At 64.9% G+C, this 25,938-nt stretch carries 26 protein-coding genes; 15 read left to right on the top strand and 11 right to left on the bottom strand.

Annotation, left to right across the window (positions count from 1 at the left end; all coding sequences use genetic code 11):
- Positions 1 to 32: 32 nt before the first annotated feature.
- Positions 33 to 236 carry a hypothetical protein gene (locus tag AC0L3P_RS32935; protein WP_275167877.1) on the bottom strand — a complete coding sequence of 68 codons (204 nt, stop codon included), beginning with the start codon at positions 234 to 236 and terminating at the stop codon, positions 33 to 35.
- On the opposite strand from AC0L3P_RS32935, the gene AC0L3P_RS32930 reads away from it, so the two are divergent.
- Complete coding sequence (locus tag AC0L3P_RS32930; protein ID WP_275167876.1) at positions 214 to 1,764, top strand: ABC transporter substrate-binding protein; 1,551 nt, start codon at positions 214 to 216, stop codon at positions 1,762 to 1,764. The two genes, AC0L3P_RS32935 and AC0L3P_RS32930, sit on opposite strands and share 23 nt — an antisense overlap.
- 4 nt (positions 1,765 to 1,768) lie before the next feature.
- Positions 1,769 to 3,313: a GMC family oxidoreductase gene (locus AC0L3P_RS32925; protein ID WP_275167875.1), complete on the top strand. Its 1,545-nt coding sequence runs from the start codon at positions 1,769 to 1,771 to the stop codon at positions 3,311 to 3,313.
- Positions 3,314 to 3,344: 31 nt separating this feature from the next.
- Here the strand turns inward: AC0L3P_RS32925 and AC0L3P_RS32920 are convergent, their stop codons facing one another.
- From AC0L3P_RS32920 to AC0L3P_RS32910, 3 genes are all read right to left on the bottom strand, one after another.
- Positions 3,345 to 4,559 carry a YeeE/YedE family protein gene (locus AC0L3P_RS32920; protein WP_275167874.1) on the bottom strand — a complete coding sequence of 405 codons (1,215 nt, stop codon included), beginning with the start codon at positions 4,557 to 4,559 and terminating at the stop codon, positions 3,345 to 3,347.
- 1,319 nt (positions 4,560 to 5,878) lie between these two features.
- Positions 5,879 to 7,264, bottom strand: a complete 1,386-nt coding sequence (chrA, locus tag AC0L3P_RS32915) for a chromate efflux transporter (RefSeq protein WP_275167873.1) — start codon at positions 7,262 to 7,264, stop codon at positions 5,879 to 5,881.
- Entirely contained in the window at positions 7,264 to 8,082 is an 819-nt protein-coding gene (locus AC0L3P_RS32910) for a chromate resistance protein ChrB domain-containing protein (protein WP_247298211.1), read from the bottom strand. The genes chrA and AC0L3P_RS32910 overlap by 1 nt, the downstream gene beginning before the upstream one ends.
- 196 nt (positions 8,083 to 8,278) lie before the next feature.
- Here AC0L3P_RS32910 and dmeF point away from each other — a divergent pair, with 196 nt between their 5' ends.
- Both dmeF and AC0L3P_RS32900 read left to right on the top strand, forming a co-directional pair.
- Positions 8,279 to 9,235, top strand: coding sequence for a CDF family Co(II)/Ni(II) efflux transporter DmeF (dmeF, locus tag AC0L3P_RS32905; RefSeq protein ID WP_275167872.1), 957 nt, complete (start codon positions 8,279 to 8,281; stop codon positions 9,233 to 9,235).
- A 77-nt stretch (positions 9,236 to 9,312) separates the two neighbouring features.
- The gene (locus AC0L3P_RS32900) at positions 9,313 to 10,143 is read left to right on the top strand and encodes an N-acyl homoserine lactonase family protein (protein WP_275167871.1); all 831 of its coding nucleotides are present in this window, start codon (positions 9,313 to 9,315) and stop codon (positions 10,141 to 10,143) included.
- A 5-nt stretch (positions 10,144 to 10,148) separates the two neighbouring features.
- Here the strand turns inward: AC0L3P_RS32900 and AC0L3P_RS32895 are convergent, their stop codons facing one another.
- Together AC0L3P_RS32895 and AC0L3P_RS32890 are read right to left on the bottom strand one after the other, a co-directional pair.
- Entirely contained in the window at positions 10,149 to 10,340 is a 192-nt protein-coding gene (locus tag AC0L3P_RS32895) for a hypothetical protein (protein ID WP_275167870.1), read from the bottom strand.
- 31 nt (positions 10,341 to 10,371) lie between these two features.
- Positions 10,372 to 11,529, bottom strand: a complete 1,158-nt coding sequence (locus AC0L3P_RS32890) for an MFS transporter (RefSeq protein WP_275167869.1) — start codon at positions 11,527 to 11,529, stop codon at positions 10,372 to 10,374.
- Positions 11,530 to 11,713: 184 nt separating this feature from the next.
- Between AC0L3P_RS32890 and AC0L3P_RS32885 the strand changes: the two genes are divergently transcribed.
- Complete coding sequence (locus AC0L3P_RS32885; RefSeq protein ID WP_275167868.1) at positions 11,714 to 12,973, top strand: adenylate/guanylate cyclase domain-containing protein; 1,260 nt, start codon at positions 11,714 to 11,716, stop codon at positions 12,971 to 12,973.
- Between the two features lie 115 nt (positions 12,974 to 13,088).
- Here the strand turns inward: AC0L3P_RS32885 and AC0L3P_RS32880 are convergent, their stop codons facing one another.
- Complete coding sequence (locus AC0L3P_RS32880; protein ID WP_275167867.1) at positions 13,089 to 14,333, bottom strand: MFS transporter; 1,245 nt, start codon at positions 14,331 to 14,333, stop codon at positions 13,089 to 13,091.
- 167 nt (positions 14,334 to 14,500) lie between these two features.
- Between AC0L3P_RS32880 and AC0L3P_RS32875 the strand changes: the two genes are divergently transcribed.
- Complete coding sequence (locus AC0L3P_RS32875; protein WP_275167866.1) at positions 14,501 to 15,856, top strand: Nramp family divalent metal transporter; 1,356 nt, start codon at positions 14,501 to 14,503, stop codon at positions 15,854 to 15,856.
- A 39-nt stretch (positions 15,857 to 15,895) separates the two neighbouring features.
- On the opposite strand, the gene AC0L3P_RS32870 is transcribed toward AC0L3P_RS32875, so the two are convergent.
- The 4 genes from AC0L3P_RS32870 to hemB all read right to left on the bottom strand — a co-directional run bounded on the left by AC0L3P_RS32870 (position 15,896) and on the right by hemB (position 19,137).
- A complete protein-coding gene (locus AC0L3P_RS32870) occupies positions 15,896 to 16,252 on the bottom strand; it encodes a hypothetical protein (RefSeq protein WP_275167865.1) in 357 nt (118 codons plus the stop codon).
- Between the two features lie 66 nt (positions 16,253 to 16,318).
- Positions 16,319 to 17,095 carry an arginyltransferase gene (locus AC0L3P_RS32865; protein WP_007603416.1) on the bottom strand — a complete coding sequence of 259 codons (777 nt, stop codon included), beginning with the start codon at positions 17,093 to 17,095 and terminating at the stop codon, positions 16,319 to 16,321.
- 149 nt (positions 17,096 to 17,244) lie between these two features.
- A complete protein-coding gene (locus AC0L3P_RS32860) occupies positions 17,245 to 17,778 on the bottom strand; it encodes an RDD family protein (protein WP_275167864.1) in 534 nt (177 codons plus the stop codon).
- Positions 17,779 to 18,075: 297 nt separating this feature from the next.
- Positions 18,076 to 19,137 (bottom strand): porphobilinogen synthase, encoded by a 1,062-nt coding sequence (gene hemB, locus AC0L3P_RS32855; RefSeq protein ID WP_275167863.1) that lies wholly within the window; start codon positions 19,135 to 19,137, stop codon positions 18,076 to 18,078.
- 135 nt (positions 19,138 to 19,272) lie between these two features.
- Between hemB and AC0L3P_RS32850 the strand changes: the two genes are divergently transcribed.
- The 9 genes from AC0L3P_RS32850 (at position 19,273) to ribH (ending at position 25,938) form a co-directional block, all read left to right on the top strand.
- Positions 19,273 to 19,770 (top strand): DUF6163 family protein, encoded by a 498-nt coding sequence (locus tag AC0L3P_RS32850; RefSeq protein WP_275167862.1) that lies wholly within the window; start codon positions 19,273 to 19,275, stop codon positions 19,768 to 19,770.
- 498 nt (positions 19,771 to 20,268) lie between these two features.
- The gene (gene ldtR / locus AC0L3P_RS32845) at positions 20,269 to 20,787 is read left to right on the top strand and encodes a transcriptional regulator LdtR (RefSeq protein WP_007603420.1); all 519 of its coding nucleotides are present in this window, start codon (positions 20,269 to 20,271) and stop codon (positions 20,785 to 20,787) included.
- Positions 20,788 to 20,989: 202 nt separating this feature from the next.
- Complete coding sequence (locus tag AC0L3P_RS32840; RefSeq protein WP_275167861.1) at positions 20,990 to 21,226, top strand: hypothetical protein; 237 nt, start codon at positions 20,990 to 20,992, stop codon at positions 21,224 to 21,226.
- Positions 21,227 to 21,263: 37 nt separating this feature from the next.
- Positions 21,264 to 21,485: a hypothetical protein gene (locus tag AC0L3P_RS32835; RefSeq protein WP_007603423.1), complete on the top strand. Its 222-nt coding sequence runs from the start codon at positions 21,264 to 21,266 to the stop codon at positions 21,483 to 21,485.
- 272 nt (positions 21,486 to 21,757) lie between these two features.
- Positions 21,758 to 23,056, top strand: a complete 1,299-nt coding sequence (glyA, locus tag AC0L3P_RS32830) for a serine hydroxymethyltransferase (RefSeq protein WP_275167860.1) — start codon at positions 21,758 to 21,760, stop codon at positions 23,054 to 23,056.
- A 29-nt stretch (positions 23,057 to 23,085) separates the two neighbouring features.
- The gene (nrdR, locus tag AC0L3P_RS32825; protein ID WP_007603426.1) at positions 23,086 to 23,568 is read left to right on the top strand and encodes a transcriptional regulator NrdR; all 483 of its coding nucleotides are present in this window, start codon (positions 23,086 to 23,088) and stop codon (positions 23,566 to 23,568) included.
- Positions 23,565 to 24,713, top strand: coding sequence for a bifunctional diaminohydroxyphosphoribosylaminopyrimidine deaminase/5-amino-6-(5-phosphoribosylamino)uracil reductase RibD (gene ribD / locus AC0L3P_RS32820; protein WP_275167859.1), 1,149 nt, complete (start codon positions 23,565 to 23,567; stop codon positions 24,711 to 24,713). Before nrdR ends, ribD begins: the two co-directional genes overlap by 4 nt.
- On the top strand, positions 24,713 to 25,336 hold the full coding sequence (locus AC0L3P_RS32815) for a riboflavin synthase (protein WP_275167858.1): 624 nt from the start codon (positions 24,713 to 24,715) through the stop codon (positions 25,334 to 25,336). The genes ribD and AC0L3P_RS32815 overlap by 1 nt, the downstream gene beginning before the upstream one ends.
- Positions 25,337 to 25,446: 110 nt before the next feature.
- On the top strand, positions 25,447 to 25,938 hold the full coding sequence (ribH, locus tag AC0L3P_RS32810) for a 6,7-dimethyl-8-ribityllumazine synthase (RefSeq protein WP_275168397.1): 492 nt from the start codon (positions 25,447 to 25,449) through the stop codon (positions 25,936 to 25,938).

Raw genomic sequence — 25,938 nt, 5'->3', positions numbered from 1 at the left:
GCGGGGCATCCAGTACGCCGCGACTTCTCGGCTCAATCATAGCTTTTTCTGGAATACTGGATCGCCCGGTCAAGCCGGGCGATGACAGTGAGGGTGTGGCGCGCAAACGCGCGGCAGATAGCCGTGTGCGCATGAGTGCTTTCATCGAACGGGCACGAACATTGCTTTTTCCTGGCGACTGCAAACGTTTCAGTCAAAACGGCAAAGGCACCAATGTCCAAACTGAAGGCTTTCATTCCAGCGCTGCTCGCCTTGGCGCTGACCGCGGCGCAGGCGCATGCGGCAGGCAATCTCGTCGCGGTGCTCGAGGCGGAGATCGTCACGCTCGATCCGCATTTCTCCACGGCCTATATTTCGCGCACGTTCGGCTACATGGTGTTCGACACGCTGTTTGCGAAGGATTCCAAAGGCGAGATCAAGCCGCAGATGGTGCAGGACTGGAAGGTCTCCGCCGACGGTTTGACCTACAGTTTCACGCTGCGCGATGGCCTGAAATGGCATGACGTCCAGCCGGTCACCGCCGCCGATTGCGTCGCTTCGCTGCGGCGCTGGGGCACCCGCAGTGCGCTCGGCCGCCGCATCTTCGCGATCACGGCCTCGCTCGAACCGACCGACGCAAAAACCTTCGTGCTGACGCTGAAGGAGCCGTCTGGTCTCGTCATCGACGCACTCGGCAATCCCGTCAGCCCGGTCGCCTTCATGATGCCTGAGCGCATTGCCAAAACGCCCGGCGACCAGCGCATCACCGAGATCGTCGGCTCCGGCCCGTTCGTCTACAGCAAGGCCGGTCACCGCACCGGCGATCGCATGGTCCTGAAGAAGTTCGCCGACTATGTGCCGCGTCCCGAGCCTGCCGACTTCCTCGCCGGCGGCAAGCGCGTCAACCTCGATACGCTCGAGATCCGCGTCATTCCAGATGGCGCGACTGCAGCCTCCGCGCTGCAGGCCGGCGAAGTCGATTTCATGCAATACGCGCCGTTCGATCTGCTGCCGACCATGGAGAAGAACTCACGGGTGAAGCTGGTCAATTTCACCGGCGGCAACATGTTCGCCGGAGCTTATCGCCTCAATGCCGCATCAAAGCCGTTCGACGATCCCGCGATCAGACGCGTGTTGTGGAAGCTGGTCGATCAGCGCGAAGTGCTGGACGCACTCGGCCTGGACGCCAAATACGCGGCACCTTGCGCGACGTACTTCACCTGCGGCACCACCTATGACAGCAAGGCCGGGACTGACGCCGCGGTCAGTCCATCGATCGAGGCGGCAAGGGCCGCGCTGAAGGCGACGAAATACGCCGGTGAGCCTGTCGTGGTGATGGAGGCCAACGATCTTGAAGCTCCGCGCGTCTCGGCGCAGGTGCTGGCGGAGCGGCTGAAGCAGGCCGGCTTCACCGTCGATCTCCAGGTGATGGACTGGGCGAGCGTGCTGGCGCGCCGCGCCAAGAAGGAGGGCTGGAGCGTCTATGGCGTCCATGCCGGCGGTTTCGATCTCGGTTCGCCCTTGACCAACGTCATGGTCGCCTTCAATTGCGCCGACTTCACCGGCTGGCAGTGCGACGCGCGCATCACGCCGCTGATGGAGGCCTTTGCCAAGGCGCCCGCCGAGGAGGATCGCAAGAAGATAGCAGGCGAGATCCAGGCCGTCATGTACGATCAGGCACCCGCTATACCGTGGGGCCAGTTCGCACAGCCTGCCGCCTCTCGCGCCAGTTTGCGCGGTCTGATACCGTCCGCCATCCCGGTGTTCTGGAACGTTGAGAAGTAGCCCGATGTACGATGTCATTGTTGTCGGCGGCGGCTCCGCCGGCGCCGCCGTTGCGGCACGGCTCTCGGAAGATCCCGCACGCCGCGTCCTGCTGCTGGAGGCCGGTCTGGACTGGCGCGCCGACGAGGCGCCCTGGGAGGTGAGGACGCCAAATCCCATCCCGATCATCCACAAGCGCGAGTACCAGGAGAAATGGCAATGGCCTGATCTGCTGACGCGCCGTGTGGCCGGCCAGGAGCCGCGCTTCTACTGGCGCGGCAAGGGGCTCGGCGGCTCGTCGATGATGAACGGCCAGATCGCCATCCGCGGCGTCGCCGATGCGTTCGACGAATGGGCGGCCAATGGCTGCACCGGCTGGTCGGCGAAGGACGTGATGCCGTTGTTCTCGGTGATCGAGGATGATCTGGAATTCGGCGACGCCGCCGGCCACGGACGCGGCGGACCGCTGCCGGTCTATCGCGCGCCGCCGGAAAAATGGGGGCCGATCGATCGCGGCTTGCGCGATGCAGCGCTGGCGAGCGGCTATCCCTGGTGCGCCGACGTCAACGGTGCTGACGGCGAGGGCGTCGCCTGCTATCCCATCAACAGCCGCGACAGCCGCCGCATCACCACCAATGAGGGCTACCTGGAGCCCGCGCGCGGCCGCGCCAATCTGGACATTCGCGGGCGTGCGTTGGTCGATCGCGTGCTGATCAGCGACGGCCGGGCGACCGGCCTCCGTGTTCACATCGAGGGGCAGGGCACCAGTGAGATCAGCGCGCGCCAGATCGTGCTGTGCGCCGGCGCCATCCACAGTCCGGCGATCCTGCTGCGCTCGGGCATCGGCCCCGCCGATGAGCTGAAGGCGATGGGGATCGCGGTCGAGCGCGACCTGCCGGTCGGCAAGCACTTCTTCGACCATCCGCTGTTTCGCGCCACGATCCAGCTCCATGAAAACCTGCGGCCGACCGATCCGGACACCCGCCACACCAATTGCTGCGTGACCTATTCCTCGGGCCTCGCCGACGGAGGCAAGCGCGACATGATCCTGATCGCCTTCAACCACCGCGGCATCGGTGTGCCAGGGGCGATCGGCGCCGGGCTGTTCAACGCCTATTCGCGTGGCACGCTCAAGCTGGCCTCGACCGCCCCTGCGATCGATCCTGTCGTCGAGGAGAACATGCTGGCCGATCCCCGCGACATGCTGCGCATGATGGACGCGGTGAGGCGGCTCGCCGTGATCACCTCCCAGCCGGAGCTATCAGGCATCGCCGACTGGATCCGGCTCGCCGACACCGATCTGACGCTGCCGCAAGCTGCGGCCTTGCCGGATCACAAGCTCGACGCGCTGCTGCGCCGTGAGACCGGCGACATCCAGCATGCCGCCGGAAGCTGCCGCATGACCGGCTTTGAGAACGCCGAGGGCGTGGTCAATCCTGATGGTACGGTGAAGGGCATCGCGGGCTTACGCGTCGCCGACGCCTCGATCATGCCATCGGATTGCCGGGCCAACACCCACTTCACGACGGTGGTGATTGGCGAGGCGATCGCGCGAATGATGATGCGCTAGACGGCAGCATCGCCGGCGCGCAGACGAAGACCTATCGCTCGACGGCCAGGCCGAACAGCGGTCGGAGGTGTGTTCCCAGAATGTTGCCGACGAAAGCCGCGACCAGCCAGCACCAGCCATGCAGGCTGCCCGATGCGATCCCGCTGAAATAAGCGCCGATATTGCAGCCATAGGCGAGCCGGGCGCCATAGCCGAGCAGCAGGCCGCCGATAATGGCAGCGAGGAGCGAGGATGCGGAGATGCGCCATGTCGGATGGAATTTTCCGGCGAGACCTGCGGCCAGCAACGCTCCCAGGATGATGCCGAAATCCATCACGGAGGTGATGTCGGCGAAGACGCTTTGGTGCAGCGATGCGGCACGAGCGCCCTGCCAATAGGGCCATGACGCGACGTCGACACCGAGGCTCATCAGTATCTTCGATCCCCAGAGCGCGAAAGCGGAGGTGATGCCCCAGGGCCGTCCTGCAAGATACAAAGTGGCGAAATTTCCGATCGCGAGCAGGATCGCGCCCCATAGGAGCGGCCACGGCCCCTGCATGAAGCGGCGGGCGCCGCGCAGCTTCGTCCGCGCTCCCGGCTCGAGTTCGCCGTGCCGGCCGATCTCGGCCCTGATGGTGATGAGATAGGTCGCAGCCATGACGGCCCAGCAGAGCCCGAGCGCCGGCAACCATCCGAGCCGTTCGATCAACGAGACGGCGCCGATGTTCGGCAGCCCGCTCCACCACGGCAGATGCAATGCACCGAGCGTCGATCCGGCGATGAAGGCCGCCAGGGTCACCAGCATGCGGGTGTTGCCGCCGCCGGCGGTATAAAGCGTTCCCGACGCGCAGCCGCCGCCAAGCTGCATTCCAAGGCCGAACAGGAAGGCCCCGGTCAGCATGCCCACGCCCACCGCGCCGAGTTCGCCATGCACGGCAACGCCGAACAGCGTGCCTTGCGCCAGGGCCGGAAAGAACAGGGCCGTCGCCAGCGCAAGCATGACCATTTGCGCACGGAGGCCGGCACCTCTTCGCGCGACAATGAAGACGCGCCAGGCCGAGGTGAACCCGAACAGCGCATGATACAGCGTCAGGCCAAGTGCGCCTCCGAGAAGAAACAACAATCCCTGTTGCCAGGAGATCGTGCCTGACAAGGCTGCCGCGCCCGCCAGAAGAATTGCCGCCGCGACAGCGACGACCGTGAGATTGGCGCCGTGGCGGTCATTGTCAGGGGCAAGCAGCCGTGCATCGATGGATAGATCGGTCATGGCTCATCCAAAAAGAGGATTTCTTCGGCAGTGGGAGCTAACCAGGGCGAATTCTCCCCGTTCCAATCTTCCAGCTTGGAACTGATGCGATGGCGCTAGGAAAAGGCTGTCATGCCCCGGGTCGACCGGGGCATCCAGTACGCCGCGGCTTCTCTTCTCGATCATGATCGTCTCGGAGTACTGGGTCGCCCGGTCAAGCCGGGCGACGACACCGAGGGTGAGGTTCGCCCAGCCACCGCTCCGTTCCACGTTTCAAACAGCGGACGAGCGTTCGCGATCTCGCGGCGCGTTCCGCCCGAGTTTTGCTTCGTCGCATCGCCCTTAGTGAGACAAGGGCGCAGGGAAGGCCGGGCGCCGGCTGGCACCCGCAGGTCCGTGCGCGATAGAAATGCACACGGGGTGGACCACAGGTTCGCCGGATCGCCCGGCCTTCCCTGCGCGATGGTTTTAACGTGTCCTTCGTGCTCTCCCCGGGGAGCGATGCACTATTGCCCCCGTCGCCATGCAGATGACTGATGCGCGCGCCCGGTTGGACCGCCACATCACCGCAGGACTTGACGCACAGACCCCGGGCGTCAGGACCACACGACTTGTTCGTCCGCGCACGTCTTCGCTGAGACTTCGAGTGCTGGCGTGTGCTCACACCCGAAACCATGCGAAGACGCTGTCGGCGCCGTGTCGTAGGCGCGAAAGCCATTGCTCACAGCCGAAGCCGCCCTGCAATGCCGATCGTACTCGACGCCGTCGCGTCCATCGCACCCCAGCCCGCGGTTCGTGACGATCGCGATCCGCCCCTTGTCTCGGGCCAGGGTGCGTCACTTGTACGTCAAAACCGAATTTCGGTAAAGTGGAATATTGTGTGAAGTGGGGCTTGACAAGCGGGGTGCCGGAAGTGGTCGCGTCTGTTTTGCCCGACGGGACGTGATGCCGAGCTTGCTCATCCACGGTTCATGACCCCATGCGGACTTTCCGTTCGATAACTTTGCCTGTATCCATCCGGATCATAGGGACGTTCTTAACCGGCTCATTCATTTTCGTCGGACTCGCTGTGGCAGCATTTTGCCTTGGGCAAGGGGCCAGACGGCGTTTCCCAAAGACCTATGCGAGCGTGGATAGAGTCTTATCCAGCATCGACCTAGTGTTGTTAGTAGCGGTGCTTTTTGTATTGTTTTACATGACGTGTTGAATAAGTGCGCGACCGCCTAACAAGGTTCGACCTCATTCAACTCCGCGACTGGCCCAAGGCCACCATGCTGCCCAGTCGGATTCAACGTTCCTTTCGATAGAAGCTGGACGCAACGAACCAATTAGTTCGCGTCCTAGATCACCCCCGCCAACCGCAGCGCCACGCCGGCGACGCAGCTGCCCGCCAGCACCGTCAACATCCCCAGCTTGAACCGGAAGATCGCGGTTGCGGCCGCGATCGACAGCAGCAGCGCCGGCACATCGACGCTGGTCAGCACCGGCATGTCGAAGGCAAACGGGAAGCTGTGCACCGGCACAGTCTCGCGGAACAGCGTGTGCAGCGCGAACCAGATCGAGAGGTTGAGGATCACGCCGACGACGGCGGCTGTGATCGCACTGAGCGCACCGCCGAGGCCCTTGTTGCCGCGCAGCCGTTCGACGTAGGGGGCGCCTACGAAAATCCAGAGGAAGCAGGGCGTGAAGGTGACCCAGGTCGCGAGCAATCCGCCGAGCGTGGCCGCAAGCATCGGCGACAGGCCGCTGGCGTCGCGGTAGGCGGCCATGAAGCCCACGAACTGGAGCACCATGATCAGCGGGCCCGGCGTGGTCTCGGCCATGCCAAGACCGTCGAGCATCTCGTGCGGCTTCAGCCAGTGATAGTGCTCGACCGCCTGCTGGGCGACATAGGCCAGCACTGCGTAGGCGCCACCGAAGGTGACCAGCGCCATCTTCGAGAAGAACAGCGCAATGTGGCTGAAGACGTTGTCTTGTCCGACAGTGAGCACCAGCGCGATCACCGGCACCAGCCAGAGCGCCAGCCACAACGCGCCGACCCGGATCGCGCGCGCGGTGTTGGGGCGTACATGCTCGGGCACAGCGTCGCCGAGCATGCTGTCGATCACGGCGCTGCTGCCGCCAGGGCCGTGACCGGCCGGCGCGAATTCCGGACGGCCCTGTTTGGCGCCGATATATCCGATGATGCCTGCGGCGATGATGATGACCGGGAAGGGGATCGCGAAGAAGAAAATCGCGACGAAGGCAATCGCGGCGAGCGCGATCATGATGCGGTTCTTCAGCGCGCGCTTGCCGACGCGGACCACCGCCTCGACGACGATGGCGAGCACGGCGGCTTTCAAGCCGAAGAACAGCGCCTCGACGAAGCTGACATTGCCGTAGGCGGCATAGACGTAGCTCAGTCCCATGATGGCGATGATGCCGGGCAGGATGAATAGCCCGCCCGCCATCAGCCCGCCGGCGGTGCGATGCATCAGCCAGCCGACATAGGTCGCGAGCTGCTGTGCCTCCGGCCCCGGCAGCAGCATGCAGTAATTGAGCGCGTGGAGGAAACGGGCTTCCGAAATCCAGTTCTTCTCCTCGACCAGGATGCGATGCATGACCGCGATCTGGCCCGCGGGCCCGCCAAAACTCAGGCAGGCGACACGGAGCCAGACGCGAAAGGCTTCACTGAAGCTGACGCCGTGACCGGCATCAGCTCCTGTTTCGGTCGTACGGGTATCCATCAAGCCTTTGCCTTGTTGGTCGGCCAGTTGTGGGTCTCAGACGTGGCGTCGCGGCACCAGCGATAGAAGGCGTCGTAGAGCAGCATGCCGGCCTCGAGTTGTTCGAGGTCGTCATCATACATCCGCGACAGCCCGAGCGAAGCTGCGAGCAGGCCGGGGGCCTCCGGCGCAAGGTCGGGCCGCGCGGTGTCGGCGCCGCGCACCAGCGTTGCGAGCCGGAGCAGCGCCGGCGCGGCAATCCCGAACTCCTCGATCATCACGTCGAAGGTGCAGAGCTCGCCACGGTGGCTCCAGAACACGTTCTCGATGTCGAACGGGGCTGCCTTGAAGCGTTCGCCGACGGCAACCACTTCGGACGGAGCCACGAACAGGAACACCGCGTTTGGATCGACGAAGCGTCGGATCAGCCAGGGGCAGGCGATGCGGTCGACCTTGGGCCGCGCCCGCGTCACCCAGACGGTTCGGCCCTTGGCGTCGCGCGGCGGCAGCTTGCGGGTATCCAGCAGCGGCAGCTTTGCGTCCTTCCATCCCTCGAAGCCGCCTTCCAGCGTCTCGGCCTGGACCCCGAGCTGCCTGAGCCAGGCCGCCGTGCCCTGCGCCAGCTTTGCGCCGCGCAGGCAGGAGACGATCGCGGTGCGGCCGGCGAATTCGGCACCCCATTCCGGAACATTGTCGTGGCTGAGCTTGATCGAACCCGGGATCAACCGCCGGTCGGCGGCAAAATCCTCGTCGGTGCGCACGTCGATCAGGGCAGGGGCATTCGCCGTGCCGATCAACCGTGCCAGTTTGTCAGATGATATCGTGGTGTAGGAAGACATGATGCGCCCTCGTGAAAAACAACGGGACGCGATACTTGGGCATGTCGCCTCGTGGGGAGATCGCTCAAATCCCCATGCACTTCATTACATCGAAACGGCACCTATCTGTCAATCGGCTCGTTTCGCCGGATTTTGTCCGGGACCCCCGCAGGTCTATATTGCGGGTCAACGGGCCGGACCTTTCGGAGACTTTGTGATGCATTCCCATTCCATCGAACAATGGACCCATGACCACGCCTTTTTGGGCGAAAAGCACGACGAGAACGAGCGGCGCACCTGGCTCGTCGTCGTCCTGACGCTGGTCATGATGGTCGGCGAGATCGTCGCCGGCTCGCTGTTCGGCTCGATGGCGCTGCTCGCCGACGGCTGGCACATGGGCACGCATGCGGCGGCGCTGGGGATTGCCGCATTCGCGTATCGTTTTGCGCGGCGGCATCTGGGGAGCTCGCATTTCAGCTTCGGCACAGGCAAATTCGGCGATCTCGCCGCCTTCGCCAGCGCGATCATCCTCGGACTGATCGCGGTCGAGATCGCCTATGAGAGCGTGCTGCGGCTGATCACGCCGGTGCCGATCGTCTATGGCGAGGCGATCGCGGTCGCTGCCCTCGGCCTCTGCGTCAATCTCGCCAGTGCCTGGCTGCTCCGCGGCAGCCACGATCACCACCATCACGGTCAGGCGCATGATGATCATGATGATCATGACCACGATCATCATCACCACCACCACCACCACGACAACAATCTCCGCGCCGCCTATGTCCACGTCATGGCCGATGCGGCGACCTCGGTGCTGGCGATCGCCGCGCTCGTGGTCGCCATGTATTCGGGATGGGCCTGGGCCGATCCGGCCGTCGGCCTGATCGGCAGTGCCGTAATCGCAAGCTGGGCGTTCGGCCTGATCAAGACGTCAGGCGCGGTGCTGCTCGACGTGCGCGCGGACGAGAAGCTGGAGCGTGTGATCCGGGCGCGCATGGAGATCGGCGACGACCGCGTCACCGATCTGCATCTGTGGCAGGTCGGCCCCGGCCATTGCGCCGTGCTGCTCTCGGTGGTCTCGGACCAGCCGAAGCAGCCGGCCGTCTACAAGAGGCGGCTCGCCGGGCTCAAGGGGCTGAGCCACATCACGGTCGAGGTCGAGACCTGCCCGCATTGAGCTGCCTGCGGGAATTCTGCGAACTGACCGGGGTTGACCCTCGGTCACAGCCGACAATGGCTGCAAGGGAGGAACGAATGACGCCAAAGATCACGCTCGCTCTCGCCGTCGCTGCACTCGTTCTGTCCGGTCATGCGGCGCTTGCGCAATCCGAAAAGACCGGTGTCGAAAAGCTCTACGTCCTCAATTGCGGGGAGGGCACCGCCGGCGACATCTCGCGCTGGACGCCCGGCCTCAACGAGGGCAAGACCATGGACTTCGTCGACAGCTGCTATCTCGTCAAGCACGCCAAGAGCTGGTTCCTGTGGGACACCGGCATCGCTGACGCAGTCGCCGCGATGCCGAACGGACTCGCGCCCGCCGATCCCAAGGCGGTGACCTGGCGCCGGCCGAAGACGCTTGCCGCCCAGCTCGAACAGCTCGGCCTCAAGCCGGACGACGTCAAGATGATGGCGGTCTCGCACACCCATCCCGACCACACCGGCAATGTCGAGCTGTTCCCGCAGGCCACGCTCTACGTGCAGAAGGCCGAGTATGATTGGCCCGGCGCCAACAACGAGCCGCGATTCAAGCCGTCGCATCCGGTCGAGCTGCTTGCGGGCGACAAGGACGTGTTCGGCGACGGCAGCGTGACCATCCTGTCGACGCCCGGCCATACGCCGGGACATCAATCGCTGCTGGTGAAGCTGCCGAAGACCGGCGCCGTCGTGCTGTCGGGCGACGCCGTGCATTTCAAGGATAATTGGGACAACCGCCGTGTGCCCAGCATGAACGCCAACAAGGACCAGAGCGCGGCCTCGATGCAGAAGATCGCCGACACGCTCGGCAAGGAGAAGGCGCAGCTCTGGATCAACCACGACAAGTCCCAGCGCGACAGCCAGAAGATGTCGCCTGAGTTTTACGACTGAGGCAGCTAGCCTTTCGGTGCAGTCACGGCGGGCGGGCTCGCTTCAGGCATCTTCTTCGGCTTCAGCGAGCCGGCGTAGAAGGAGATCAGCCAGACCAGGATGATGGCGAGGAGATAGACACCCCAGGCCTGCGGCGGCGTGGTCGCCCAGCGCAGGAGGCCTTTGAATGTGCGGGGCGGGCGCGTGTCTTCGGTCATGCTCCGCTTGTGCGCGAAAGCTTCCGCCCGGTCAATCCGGCCGCGCTTGCGCGCGGATCATGAATAGCGCGGCCAACGCCGAGAGGCTGAGCGCGGACGAGACGATCAGCACCTTGGCCCCCATGACGTCGATGAGCAGGCCAAAGGCCAGCGGCGCCACAGCCTGCGCCATCCGTGCCGGCGCGCCGATGATGCCGAGGCGATAGCCGAAATCCTTGGGGCCGAAGATCGACAGCGGCAGCGTGCCGCGCGCGATGGTCAGAATGCCGTTGCCGGAGCCGTGGAACAGTGCAAACGCACTGGCTGCGGCGCCGCCGAAGATCGCCACGACCACCGCGCCGATCGGGTGGGTGAGGCAGGCGAGCCTCGTCGACCACAGCGGATGAAAGCGGCTGAGAAAGCCTGCTTCCAGAACCCGTGCGGCCACTTGCGCGGGGCCGATCAGCGCACCGGCCGCGATCGCCTCGACCGGCGTCGCGCCTGTGGTCTCCAGGATGCGCGGGAAATGCGCAGCCATCGCGCCGGTGACGGTCCAGACCGCGGCGAAAACGAAGGCGAGCAGGATCATGGTGCGGTCGAGCGGCAGATGCGGCTTCTCTGCGGTGGCCGCGGCCTGCCTCGCGCCCTTGATCGTCGGCAGCATGAAGAAATTCAGGGGCAGGCCGATCAGGATATTGGCAGCGGCCCAGGCAAAGCACGTCTCGCGCCAGCCGAAATGCGACAGGCCCCAGGCGGTGAGCGGCCAGCCGACGGTCGATGCAAAGCCGGCCATCAGGGTGATGCCGGTGATCGGCCTGCGCGCCTCGGTGCCGTAGATGCGGCCGAGCGCGGCGAAGGCGGCGTCGTAGAGGCCCATTGCCATGCCGATGCCGAGCACGAGCCAGGCCATCGCCATCACCGCCACCGATTGCGAGAGGCCGAGCAGAATGAGGCCGGCGGCGATCGTCAGGTTCGACACCGAGAGCACCTGCCGGCCGCCGACGAGATCGATCTGTCGCCCGATGCGTGGCCCGAGCAGCGCCGAGATCACCAGCGAGGCCGAGAACGCGCCAAAGACCCAGTTGGAGGAGATGCCGAGATCGCGCGCCATGGGATCGGCAAGCAGCGCCGGCAGATAGTAGCTCGAGGCCCAGGCCAGGGTCTGCGTGGTACCGAGTGCCAGGATGATCGGAAGCTGGCGCTGGCTCATATCCCCGTATTTCTGATCGGCGGTGTCATCATTCGCATTTGCAGCCCGAGGCGAGAGCGCGTCAACAGCGTCCGCGACATATGCGACCTGCCGCGGGCGGGAGCCTTGGCCGTGAGCGGAGCTTTGGCGACGCAAGGTCCGCGCGCCGCCTTTCGCTCGTCACGAATGCACGGCATAATGGCGCATGCAATTGACCTCGCGCCTTGCGCTGATGAACTGGTTGGCCGGCCAGGGGCTCACCGGACTGCCCGAACCCGAACTGCTGCGCGGCTTCTGCGAGCGCTGCCGCGCCGAAGGGCTGGAGCTCTCGCGTGGGCTTGTCGTCATTGATACGCTGCACCCGATCTATGAGGGTCGCGCCTTCCGCTGGAGCGATACGCCGACCAACGAGAGCGACGTCGTCGAATACGGCTCGACGGCCGAGGGCGACGCGGCCAACAATTGGCGCCGGTCGGTGTTCTATCATTTGCTCGAGCATGGTCACGACGAGATGGTGATCGACCTCGCCGACGCGCCCTCGCTCGATTTTTCGCAGATCGGCGAGCTCGCCGAAACGGGTCACCGCCATTTCCTGGCCTTTGTGCACCGCTTCGGGGAGACCGGAGCGCTCGGGCAGATGGATTGCCTCTACTCCTCCTGGACAACCCGACGCGACAGCGGCTTCGCCGAAGGCGAGCTCGCGGCCTTGCGCGATCTCGTGCCGGTGCTGGGGCTCGCGATCAAGTCGGCGCAGCAGGTCGACATCGCGCGCACGCTCGGCCGCGTCTATCTCGGACGCGATGCGTCAGAGCAGGTCTTGAGCGGACGCATCTCGCGCGGCGTCACCGAGCGCATCAACGCCGTGCTCTGGTATTCGGATCTGCGCGGCTCGACGGGAATCAGCGAGAGCATCGGCCCCGACGAGATCATCCCGTTCCTCAACGACTATGCGCAGGCCGTGATCGATGCGATCCACGAAGCCGGCGGCGACGTCTTGAAGCTGATCGGCGACGGCGTGCTCGCGATGTTTACCGGCGAGGACATGGCGCACGCTCGGCGCGCGGCGCTGCGGGCGGAGCATCTGTTCCGCAAGAACGTGGCAGCGCTGAACCTGCGGCGGGGCGCCGAGGGCCGGCCCACCACGTCCGCCTATATCGGCCTGCATGTCGGCGAGGTCTTCTACGGCAATATCGGCAGCGAGGACCGGCTCGACTTCACTGTGGTCGGTCCGACCGTGAACGAGGTCAGCCGCATCGCCTCGATGAGCCGTTCGGTCGATCGCGAGCTGCTGGCCTCGGCGGAGTTCTACAAGGGCCTCGACGCCGCCGGCCGCCGCTACCTCGTCTCCACCGGCCGCTACGCGCTGCGCGGCATCGGCCGCGCGCAGGATCTCTACACGCTTGATCCGGAGGTGGACGCGAGCGAGCCGGTGACGGGGAGCTACGAGCGGTATTTGGCGAACTAGGCTAGCTGCTCCAACAAACTCCGTCATTGCGAGGAGCGCTTGCGACGAAGCAATCCAGACTGTTCCCGCGGAGAGATTCTGGATTGCTTCGGTTCGCTCGCAATGACGGAAGACGCTAACACCGCGCCACCGCCTCATCGCCCACCATGTCCGGCTGCCGGTCCAGCGCTACCGCGGGCGAGAGCCAGATCACCAGGGCCTGCACGCCGAACACGGCGGCGGCGAGATAAAGGCACGCTTCCGCGCTCCAGAGGCCGCCGACGATCGCTCCCAGTGCCGAGCCGACCGGGCGGGCGCCATAGCTCATGATGTTGATGGCGGAGACGCGGCCCAGGAGGCGCGGCGGCGTCACCGACTGGCGCAACGTCGTGGTCGAGATCACCCACAGGATCGGTCCGACGCCGAGCAGGAAGAAGCTCAAGGCCGCAAGCCAGGGCGAGGGGACCAGCACCGTCAGCGCCATCACCATTGCGGCAACGAAGCCGGTCACGGGGCCGAGGCCGACAACCGTGCCGAACGCGATGCGCTTCATCACGCGCGTGGCGAACAGCGCGCCGATCACCATGCCGACACCGTACATCGTCAGCACGACGCCGATGCCGGCGGCGGTCAGGCCGAGGTGACGCACGGCGTAGGGCACGAACACCGCGATCTGCAGGAACCATCCGGTGTTGAAGATGAACTGGGTGATGAAGACCGGCCGCAGCAGCGGATGGTGAAACACGAAGGCCGCGCCCTCGCGGATGTCCTGAAACGGATGCCGCCGTGGAGCCGGCGTGCGGGCGGGCTCGTAAATGCCGGAGAGCAGCACGACGGCGATCGCGGACAGCGCGGCCGCAAAGCCGAAGGCCGGGCTCGCGCCCCACCACCCCACCAGCGCGCCGCCGAGTGCAGGGCCGCTGGCGAAGGCGATGGTGCGTGCGAGCTCGATCCGCGCATTGGCTGCCGGCAACAGGTCCGAACTCACCAACGAGGGCACCAGCGCCGGCGCGGCCACGCTGTAGACGACGGTGCCGCACACGGCGGCAAAGCCGAGCAGCGCCAGCAGCGACAGATTGAGCGCGCCGAGCGCGAGCAGCAGCACGATCGCTGCAAGGGCCGCGGCCCGCAGCGCCTCGGCGCCCGCCATCAGCGAGCGGCGGGAGATGCGGTCGGCCAGCAGGCCGGCCGGAATGGCGAAGAGGACGAAGGGCAGGGTCAGCGCGGTCTGGAGCAGGCCGGTCTGGCCCTCGGCGACGCCGAGCGTCAGCACCGCGACGATGGGGGCCGCAGCCAGCGCGATCTGTTCGGCCGACTGTGCAGCCAAATTGGACCAGGCGAGGCGGTTGAATGTCTCGGGGAGGCGCGGCGGATTTGACATGGCTCATTTCCTGCAAAGTCGGGTTGGCGCCAGTATCCGCCTCCCGAGGGCGCCAAACCCACCCGCTTCCCGACAGGGGCGACACATATCGACCGCCGAGGCAACGATGCGGCTAGATGCAGTTGCAAATGAGTTGCAATAAGGCTCGACTTCGGTATTCTCGCCCCATGGATGCTCGCTCTCCCGATCTGACCCAAGACGCCGCCGGCTGGCGCTCCGACGCGCCTGCCACCAAGAGCCTGGCCGAGGTGAATGCCACGGTGGCGATCCCGATCGCGGGGGTGTGGTGGCGGCGCCTGCTCGCCTTCGTCGGCCCGGGCTATCTGGTCTCGGTCGGCTACATGGACCCCGGCAATTGGGCGACCGACCTCGCCGGTGGGTCCAAGTTCGGCTACACGCTGCTCTCCGTCATCCTGCTCTCGAATTTGATGGCGATCCTGCTGCAATCGCTGGCGGCGCGGCTCGGCATCGTCACCGACCGTGACCTCGCGCAGGCCTGCCGCGCGACCTATTCGCCGGCGGTGAACTTCATGCTGTGGCTCGCCTGCGAGGCGGCGATCATCGCCTGCGATCTCGCCGAGGTCATCGGCACGGCGATTGCGCTCAAACTCTTGTTCGGCATTCCCCTGATCGGCGGCGCGCTGATCGCTGCGCTGGATGCCTTTTTGCTGCTCATCCTGATGAACCGTGGCTTCCGTTTCCTCGAAGCTTTCGTCATCGCACTGCTCGTCGTGATCGCTGTCTGCTTCACGGTTCAGCTTGCCGCGGCCGCACCGCCGGTGGCCGAGATGCTGAGGGGATTTGTGCCGAAGACCGAGATCTTCACCAACCCCGAAATGCTCTATATCGCGATCGGCATCATCGGCGCAACCGTGATGCCGCATAATCTCTATCTGCATTCCTCGATCGTGCAGACGCGCGCCTATGAGCGCAACGACACCGGCCGGCGCGAGGCGATCAAATGGGCGACAACGGACTCGACCATCGCCCTGATGCTGGCGCTGTTCATCAATGCCGCGATCCTCGTGGTGGCGGCGGCAACCTTCCACAAGAGCGGCCATGCCGACGTCGCCGAGATCGGCCAGGCCTTCGAGCTGCTGTCACCGCTGCTCGGTCTTGGCATCGCCTCGACGCTGTTCGCGGTGGCGCTGCTCGCCTCGGGCCTGAATTCAACGGTGACGGCGACACTCGCCGGCCAGATCGTGATGGAAGGCTTTCTCGATTTACGCCTGCCGAGCTGGGCGCGCCGGTTGCTGACGCGCGGCATCGCGATCGTTCCCGTGATCGTCGTCACCGCGATCTACGGCGAGCGCGGCACGGCGGATCTCCTGGTATTCAGCCAGGTGGTGCTGTCGATGCAGCTGCCTTTCGCCGTGATCCCGCTGGTGCGGTTCGTCTCGGACCGCCGCAAGATGGGCAAGTTCGTAATCCCGGCGTGGGTCGCGGCGATCGCTTGGATCGTTGCCGGCATCATCGTGGTTTTGAACCTGAAGCTGCTCGCGGATACGCTGTTCGGATCGTGATTGTTGCGCGCCCCTGCCCATCAAGTGCTGAGGCCGCAATCACGCACTTGGCTTCTGGCCAAGCGGGCGTCGCGGCCGGTAAGGACTGAGGGGATTGACGTCGAGATCGACAACCTTGACGCATTGTTGGCGCTTGCGATGTCTCGAGCCCGCGTGCCATTTCCCCCTCTGAAGCGCGACCTTCGTCATCTCCGCCAGCTTAAAGCACTTCCAGGCCCCTCCGGGCGCCAAGCCTTTGCTGGAACTGCCGCCAAACTGGAAGGCGAGCGTTCGTTCCTCGCCATCGGTATGGCCCAGTATTGCGGGGCAAACTGAACGCGGGTGCCCTTGATAGAAACAGAGCACCTGCTGGCGCTCGACCATGCCCCGCGCGATCAGATCATAGATACTCGACAAGCAAAACCTCCGGCGCTGGTCCCATCTCGCAGTACGAACTGCCGGCTTATTAGATCGGCGCGCCGATCAATCCTGCGGCTCGGACGCCGCATCGCCTTGCGCGTCGATGCGCAGCCAACCTGACGGCGCGAGGCGCTGCTGCGGCAGGAAGCGGGCCTTGTAGTCCATCTTCTTGGAGCCCTCGATCCAGTAGCCGAGATAGACGTAAGGCAACCCTTGCCGGCGGGCGCGGGCGATGTGGTCGAGGATCATGAAGGTGCCCATCGAGCGGCTGACTTCGCCGGGCTCGAAGAACGAATAGACCATCGACAGGCCGTCGCTGAGCACGTCGGTCAGCGCGACCGCGATCAGCTCTTCGCCCCGGCCGGTGATGCCGCTGTCGGGGCCGCGCTTGCGGTACTCGATGATGCGGGTTTCGACGTGGCTGTCCTCGACCATCATGGCGTAGTCGAGCACGGTCATATCGGCCATGCCGCCGTGGCGGTGACGGGAATCGAGATAGGCGCGGAACACCGAATATTGCTCGGAGGTCGGCACTGCGCTGCGCTGCTCGCCGATGATGTCGGCGTTGCGCGCGATCACCTTGCGGAAGTTGCGGGAGGGGCGGAACTCGTTGGCGATCACCCGGACCGAGACGCAGGCGCGACACTGGTCGCAGGCGGGACGGTAGGCGATCGATTGGCTACGACGGAAGCCGCCATGGGTCAGGAGGTCGTTGAGATCACCGGCGCGCTCACCTACGAGGTGCGTAAACACCTTGCGCTCGTGCCGGCCCGGCAGATAGGGGCAGGGGGAGGGCGCCGTGAGGTAAAATTGTGGGGTATCGCGCGAGTGCTGGGTCAAGGGACGTCGTGGGCCTCCAAAATGTGCATCAGCATCGCGCTACGAAAGCCCCCGGTCAATCGGTCTACTCGGCAGGTCAGGTCGGACAGCATAGCGGGTCCAGGTTGATAGGTTCTTGATCCAGGTTGGTTGATCAGTAGGTCCTTTGATCAGTAGGTCCTGGCGCCTTGAGGCACCGGCGCACGAACGGAATTGTTGATCACGACCGTTCCCAGCACGAAATCGTGCAGCAAGCGCCTGCGGCCGTTGAACAGGCCGACCAGGACCACGAAGGGCGACAGGAACGAGAACGTCACCCAGAACAGCACCGCGTGGGTGGCGCCCAGCACGAAATACCCGGGCGCGCCGTACCAGGTGCGGAGCTCCAGATCCATCACGCGCATTCCGATGGTCGCGGACGACGGACCGCCGATGCAGGCGCCGTAATAGACGATGGCCCAGATCACGGAGGCAGGCCAGGCCAGCCAGAACAGCGCCCAGCCGATGCCGAGCGTGACCACGCCGAACACCGCAATGAAGAGGTAGCCGAGGATCACCGGCACCGAGATCACGACCATGTCGATCAGGAAGGCGAACACCCGTCGCGTCGCAACGCCGCGGAACAGTTCCGGGTGCAGATAGGGATCGTAGGCGTGAGCCGCACCATCACTGCGCCAGGCATTGCCCGAGTCTGAATACGACATGACCGTCCTCCCGAGGGGAAACTCCCGTGGCAGCACATGGGAATAGGCCGTCCGCGTGCCAAGGGTGCCGGGATTAACAAGCCGAAATATTCCGGCGATTCGGGGGCGGCGGTAGCCGCGAGGAGAGGGAGCTGACGCCACAGCAACAGTGTCGTCCCGGCGAAGGCCGGGACCCATAACCACGCAGAGCAGTTTGGCGAAGACTTAGGGGTTGATCGCTTCCCCGGTACCAATACTGCGCGCTCTCGTTGGATCACGCGGTATGGGTCCCGGCCTTCGCCGGGACGACATTGGGGCCTACACCTGCGTCCGCAGCTTCTCCGCGGCCTTCGGTGCAAAGTAGCTCAGCACACCGTCGGCGCCGGCGCGCTTGAACGCGAGCAGGCTCTCCATCATGGCGCGCTCGCCGTCGAGCCAGCCGTTGTTGGCGGCTGCGGCGATCATCGCGTATTCGCCGGACACCTGGTAGGCGAAGGTCGGCATCGCGAACGTGTCCTTCACGCGGCGGACGACGTCGAGATAGGGCATGCCGGGCTTGACCATCACCATGTCGGCGCCCTCGGCGATGTCGAGCTCGACCTCGCGCAGCGCCTCGTCGGTGTTGGCGCTGTCCATCTGGTAGGTGCGCTTGTCGCCGGTGAGCGTCTTGGCCGAGCCAATGGCATCGCGGAACGGGCCGTAGAAGGCGGAAGCGTATTTTGCGGCATAGGCCATGATCTGCACGTCGAGCAGGCCGGTACGATCCAGGCCCTCGCGGATCGCGGCGACGCGGCCGTCCATCATGTCGGAGGGCGCGATGATGTCGCAGCCGGCTTCGGCCTGCACCAGGGCCTGACGCACCAGCACAGCGACCGTCTCGTCATTCAGGATCTTGCCGTCGGAGATCAGGCCGTCATGGCCGTGGCTGGTGAAAGGATCGAGCGCGACGTCGCAGAGAATGCCGATCTCCGGAAACTCCTTCTTGATCGCGCGCACCGCCTGGCAGACCAGATTGTTCGGGTTGGTGGCTTCCGAGCCCTCCTCGTCGCGCAGGGACGGATCGGTGTAGGGAAACAGCGCGAGGCAGGGGATGGTGAGCTTCATCGCGCGTTCGGCGTCGCGCACGGCCTGGTCGACGCTGAGACGCTCGACGCCCGGCATCGAGGCGATCTGCTCGCGCTTGTTGTTGCCGTCGATCAGAAACAGCGGCCAGATCAGATCGTCCGTCGTGAGCACGTTCTCGCGTACCATGCGCCGGGCCCATTCGGCCTTGCGGTTGCGGCGCGGGCGGACGGTCAGATCGAGGGCAGGGGAGGCCGCAGTGCCATCCCGGCGCGAGACCTCGCGCAATTCGATCGGACGTCCGTATTTGATCGCCATCACTCTTCCTCCGGCTGGAATTATTCTTATACCAGCTCGCATGGTTCCCGTCACCGCGGCTTGAGCTGCCGCAAGGCAATGAACTGATTGGGCGCAGCCGATTGATTTTACGGGGCAAAGCAGCCAGAAGGGGGCATGTCCGAGATATCCACCCGCGATGCGGCCCGCGACAGTGCCAGGGACGCCATCCGAGACAATGCCAGAGACAGTGCAATGTCGGTGGCGGCGATCTCGTCGGAGCGGGCTGAGTCCGACGACAATGTCTGGACGCGCCGGCTCGTGCTGTTCCTGCGGGTGATGGCGCTGCTCTCGATCCTCAAGGGCCTTTATCATTGGGCGCAGGTGACGGGCTTCGTCGGCGGCGAGGACGAAGCCTTCGAGAACCAGTCGATGGCCTGGCAGGCCTCGACCATCTACTTCGCCGTGATCGAACTCGTTGCCGCGGTTGGGCTGTGGCTGGCGACGCCCTGGGGCGCCGTGGTGTGGCTGACGACCGTGGTGTCGATGGCGGTGATCGAGCTGATGTTCCCAGGCATCTACGGCGGCAGCCTGATTGTGGTCGGCGTCGAAGCCTTCATGCTGGCCGCCTATCTCGCGCTCGCCTGGATGGCCGCACGCGAACGGCCGCCATAGCAAACTCTCGTGCCCCGGACGCAATGCAGCGCGCCGCACGCGCGGCGTGATGCGTTGCAGAGCCGGGGCCCATTTCTCCGCGATCTCGTCTCTGGCCTTCTGGGTCCCGGCTCTGCGCTCCGCTTCGCTGTGCTGGTCCGGGACACGAGAATGTCGTGCTTGGTTGACGGTTGGTTGCGTAAAATTCGACGTAAGTTTTCGCTAACCAGCGTGTTCCGCCACAGCTCTTACGCGGCCGTTTCGAAACGGGGCGGGGTTGTTCTGGAATGCGACAATCGCGGCGGACGGAGGGTGAACAGGACCTTGCGAGAGTCAACAGACTATTGCGAAAAGTGCTTGTGGCACAGGCTTAATCCGCAATTCACTGTCTTAAATTCATGATCTCTTTATTCTCTTATTTAAGCCGATCTTCAAACGAGCCCCTTAAGTTGCACCTATCAGACGGGACACAAGTTTCGTCGAATGAGTGTCGATAAAAACGACAACAGGGGAAGTGTCATGATGAAAGCCGTCGCAACTGCGGCAGATACCGCAGAGCGCGTCTCCGGCCAGCAGGGTTCGGTGCAGACGCTCTATCTGGAAGCTTTGACTCTGGTGGAGCGGCTGCATCGCCGGCTGCTCGACGTCATCAAGGACGAGTTCGATCGCCGCGGCCGTGCGGACATCAACTCGGTGCAGGCGCTGCTGCTCTACAACATCGGCGACAAGGAGCTGACCGCGGGCGAACTGCGCACGCGCGGTTATTACCTCGGCTCCAACGTCTCCTACAATCTGAAGAAGCTCGTCGAGCTCGGCTTCCTCGATCATCAGCGCTCGCGCGTCGATCGCCGCTCGGTGCGCATCCGCCTGACGCCGCAGGGCCAGGAAGTTCGTCGCATCGTCGACTCGCTCTACCAGAAGCACGTCAAGACGGTCGAGCAGGTCGGCGGCATCTCGGGCGAGGAGTTCTCGACCCTCAACAAGTCGCTGCACCGCCTCGAGCGGTTCTGGACCGACCAGATCCTGTATCGTCTCTGAGCTCTTTCGACGGGATTTGGCCAAGCCGGCCCACAACAAGACCGGCAAGCCTCCCGAACGTGCCTGAGCTTCCCCAAGCGCGCCGGCCCGGCTGTGTCCGGACCGGTGCGTTTTTTCCATTTCGCGGTTGCGAAAAAAATCCCCAGGCGCAGGGAACGAGTTCCCGGTTCGGTGCTTATCCCCTTCGATCGGAGGGCGGACGATGCTGGTCGAGCGTGGCGTGGGGGTGATGAACGTGGAACTCGTGAGCGAGGCCTATGCCATCGCCGCGAACTATCTTCGCCGCTCCGGCGCGATCCGGGACACCCTCGTCACCGACGAACGTCTGCTCGAGATCGTCATCAAGCTGCTCCAGCGCGGCGAATTCAACAAGATCAGGCTGGCCAACAAGGCCATCGTCAGGTTCGAGGCGCAGTCCGAGGCCAAAGCAGTTGCCTGATCTCAACTCCCAAACGCGGCAAGAACCAGAGGGTGCCATGGAAGCTGCCATCGACCGGATCATGCATACCTACGATTTGCTCGCCAACCGCACGTCTGCGGCGAGCGCGGAGGCGCGGGAAAAGGTCACCAACTATCTCAATACGTTGATGGAAGCCGGCGAGAAGGACACCCACAGGTTGACCGTCTGCGGCCTGACATATCTGCGGCAGCTCGACGGCAGCGTGGATCCCGTGAAGGCGGGGTATACCGGCCTGTGAGGGGCCGCTGGCCTCGGCCAGCGGGTCCAGCCGGAAGTTTGAGGCCCAAAGCGGCCTTATTCCTGAGGGTCGAATACGGGGGCGATTCCATAGAACCGCCCCGGTGTCGAAAATCTTCGATCCCCACCATATCTTGCATAAATCTCAGGCCCGACCCGCAAACCCTTGGCCTGTTGCGGGCGATGTGGTAGATCGCGCTCGCCGCTTCCGATCGCCACACCAGACCCGCCCGTAGCCCGCCAAAAGGCTGCGGCGGTGGAGATATTCGCAAGATGACCTTCGCCAAAACCGCCTCCGCGCCCGATTCGTTTTTCACCGCCTCGCTCGAGCAGGCTGACCCGGAAATCGCAGCCGCCATCAAGGGCGAGCTCGGCCGCCAGCGTCATGAGGTCGAGCTGATCGCTTCCGAGAACATCGTCAGCCGTGCCGTGCTGGAAGCGCAGGGTTCGGTGATGACCAACAAATATGCCGAAGGCTATCCCGGCGCGCGCTACTACGGCGGTTGTGAGTGGGTCGACGTTGCGGAGAACCTCGCGATCGATCGCGCCAAGAAGCTGTTCGGCGCCAACTTCGCCAACGTGCAGCCGAACTCCGGCAGCCAGATGAACCAGGCGGTGTTTCTGGCGCTGCTTCAGCCGGGCGACACCTTCATGGGCCTCGATCTTGCGGCCGGCGGCCATCTCACCCACGGCTCCCCCGTCAACATGAGCGGCAAATGGTTCAAGGCCGCGCACTACACCGTGCGCCGCGAGGACCAGATCATCGACATGGACGCCGTCGCCAAGCAGGCCGCGGAGGTCAAGCCGAAGCTGATCGTGGCCGGCGGCTCGGCTTATTCGCGCGCCTGGGACTTCAAGCGCTTCCGCGAGATCGCGGACAGCGTCGGTGCGTACCTCCTGGTCGACATGGCGCATTTCGCCGGTCTCGTCGCCGGCGGCGTGCATGCCTCGCCGGTACCGTATGCCCACATCACCACCACCACGACCCACAAATCGCTGCGCGGTCCGCGTGGCGGCCTGATGCTGTGGAATGACGAGGCGCTGACCAAGAAATTTAACTCGGCGATCTTCCCGGGCCTGCAGGGCGGCCCCCTGATGCATGTGATCGCGGCGAAGGCGGTCGCCTTCGCCGAGGCGCTGCGGCCGGACTTCAAGGTCTATGCGAAGAACGTCGTCGAGAACGCCAAGGCGTTGGCCGAGACGATGAAGAGCCACGGCTTCGATATCGTCTCCGGCGGCACCGATAACCATCTGATGCTCGTTGACCTCCGGCCGAAGGGCCTGAAGGGCAATGCTTCGGAGAAGGCGCTGGTCCGCGCCGCCATCACCTGCAACAAGAACGGCATTCCTTTCGATCCCGAGTCGCCGTTCGTCACCTCCGGGATCCGGCTCGGCACCCCGGCTGCGACCACGCGCGGCTTTGGTGTCGCTGAATTCCAGCAGGTCGGCGGCATGATCGCCGAGGTGCTGAACGCGATCGCGCAGTCCGACGACGGCAAGGCGCCGCTGGTGGAAGCCGCGATCAAGGAACGGGTCAAGGCGCTCACCGACCGTTTCCCGATCTATCAGTAAGGCTCAAGAAAACCGATCAAGGTCCACGGATGCGCTGCCCGAACTGCAACAGTCTCGATACGCAGGTGAAGGACTCGCGTCCGACCGAGGACTCTTCCGTGATCCGCAGGCGGCGCGTGTGCGTCGCCTGCAATTTCCGCTTCACCACCTTCGAGCGGGTGCAGCTGCGCGAGCTCACGGTGATCAAGCGCAACGGCCGGCGCGTGCCGTTCGACCGCGACAAGCTGATGCGCTCGGTCTCGATCAGCTTGCGCAAGCGGCAGGTCGAGCCGGAACGGGTGGAGAAGATGGTCTCCACCATCGTGCGCGAGCTCGAGACCGGGGGCGAGGCCGAAATCTCCTCGGAGGTGATCGGCGAGACCGTGATGGAGCATCTGCGCACGCTCGACGACGTCGCCTATGTCCGCTTCGCCTCGGTCTACCGCAATTTCCGCGAGGCCAAGGATTTCGCCGACGTGCTCGGTGAGCTCTCCGGTGAGGAGGAAGCGCGGCTCGCCGCGATCCGCAAATGATCTTCCGCATCCTGGAAGATCAATTCGCGCAAAAGGCGCGCGAGTCCAGGGATGCCGACCGGCGCTTCATGGAGCTTGCGCTGGCGCTCGGCAGGCGCGGGCAGGGACGCACCTGGCCCAATCCCGCCGTCGGCGCCGTCATCGTCAAGGACGGCATGATCGTCGGCCGCGGCTGGACCCAACCGGGCGGACGGCCGCATGGCGAGCCTGAAGCGCTGCGGCGCGCAGGCGAGGCCGCACGCGGCGCCACGCTCTACGTCACGCTGGAGCCGTGCTCGCATTTCGGCAAGTCGCCACCGTGCGCCGACGCAGTGATCGCTGCCGGCATCAAGCGCGTGGTGGCCGCGATCGAGGATCCCAATCCGGAAGTCGCCGGTCAGGGCCATGCGCGCCTGCGCGCCGCCGGCATCATGGTGGATGTGGGTCTGTGCGCGCGCGAAGCCGCCTTCGACCACGCCGGGCATTTCCGCCGCATCAGGGATCACCGCCCGCATGTGATCCTGAAGCTCGCGGTCTCGCCCGACGGCAAGATCGGCGCGGCCGGAGGCAAGCCGGTCGCGATCACTGGCGAGGCAGCGCGCGACCGAGTGCATCTCCTGCGGGCGCAAAGCGACGCCATCCTGGTCGGCATCGGCACGGTGCTGGCGGACGATCCGCAGCTCGACTGCCGCCTGCCGGGCATGGCGGCGCGCTCGCCGGTGCGCGTGGTGCTCGATCAGAGCCTGCGCATTCCCGGCGCGAGCAGGCTCGTGGGCTCCGCGCGCGAGATTCCGCTGTGGGTCATGGGTTCTGAGCTCGCGGAGGCCGCGGCCGCCACGCGGCTCGGTGCTGCCGGCGCGCAGGTGATCCGCGTGCCGCCCGGCAACGCCTCGGGACTCGATCTTGCGGCCGTGCTGCATGCATTGGCCGCCAAGGGCATCACGCGGCTGATGGTCGAGGGCGGCAGCCGCGTTGCGGCGTCCTTTATCGCCGCCGACCTCGTTGACGAGATCTGGCTGTTCCGCGGCGCGGAGGCGGTGGGCACCGACGGGGTGGATGCGCTCGCTGCATTGCCCCTGTCGAAAATCACGCAGTCGCAGGCCTACAAGGTTCATGCTAGCGAAACCTTCGACAAGGATACTCTCACCATCTACGAGCGCGCGTAATGTTCACCGGCATTGTCACCGATATCGGCGAGATCGTCGGCTTCACGCCGACGGCGCAGGGCCAGTTGCACCGGCTGCGCATCGCCTGCCGCTACGACCAGACCACCATTGCGGACGGCGCCTCGATCGCCTGCAACGGCGTCTGCCTGACCGTGGTTGCTTCCGGCGTCGAAGCCGGCAAAGACTCTGCTCAAAGGACCTGGTTCGACGTCGATGCCGCGGCCGAGACGCTGGCGCTGACGACGGCCAAGCACTGGAGGGTCGGCACCAGGCTCAATCTCGAGCGTGCGCTCAAGATCGGCGACGAGCTTGGCGGGCATATCGTCGCCGGCCATGCCGACGGCATCGCGACCCTCGTCAGCCGCGAGGACCTGCCCGACATGGCGCGGTTCGAGCTCTCCACGACCCGGGAGCTGGCGCGGTTCATCGCGACCAAGGGCTCGATCACGCTCGACGGCGTCTCGCTGACGGTTAATACGGTGAAGGACGTGACCTTTTCGGTGCTGATCATTCCGCACACCCTGACGGTCACGACGATCGGCGGCTGGAAGGCGGGGAACGAGGTCAATATCGAGGTCGATCTGATGGCCCGCTACGCGGCGCGGCTGACGGAAATGAAGTGACGGTGATGAAACTTCGTCATGCGCGGGCTTGACCCGCGCATCCATGCTCTTAAGAGGTCCTGACCCAGGGATTGCCGGGTCAAGTCCGGCAATGACACAGTAGGCTTATGATGGCAGACGCGCGGCGCGCACCCCTGAAGGACCAGACCGACATCTCCGGCGCACGCGCGCTGATTGTCGAGGCACGGTTTTATGACGATCTCCAGGACGCCATGCTCGAAGGCGCGGTGGCCGAGCTGAAGGCGGCCGGTCTGACCCACGACGTCATCACGGTTCCCGGCGCACTGGAGATTCCTGCGGCGATCGCCATCGCGGTTGATGCCGCGGCCGCCAATGGCAGGCCCTATGACGCCGCGATCGCGCTCGGCTGCGTGATCCGTGGCGACACCATCCATTTCGAGATCGTCTCGCAGGAATCTTCGCGCGCGCTGATGGATCTGTCGGTGGCGCGAAAGCTGCCGCTCGGCAACGGCATCCTCACCGTCAACACCGAGGCGCAGGCCTGGGCGCGGGCGCGCGCCAGCGAGCTGAACAAGGGCGGCGATGCCGCGCGGGCCGCGATTGCGATGCTGCGCATAAAGCGCCGGCTGGCGCGGGCTTGA

Source organism: Bradyrhizobium sp. WSM4874 (assembly GCF_055811835.1).
This window is presented reverse-complemented; position numbering and strand designations above follow the sequence as displayed.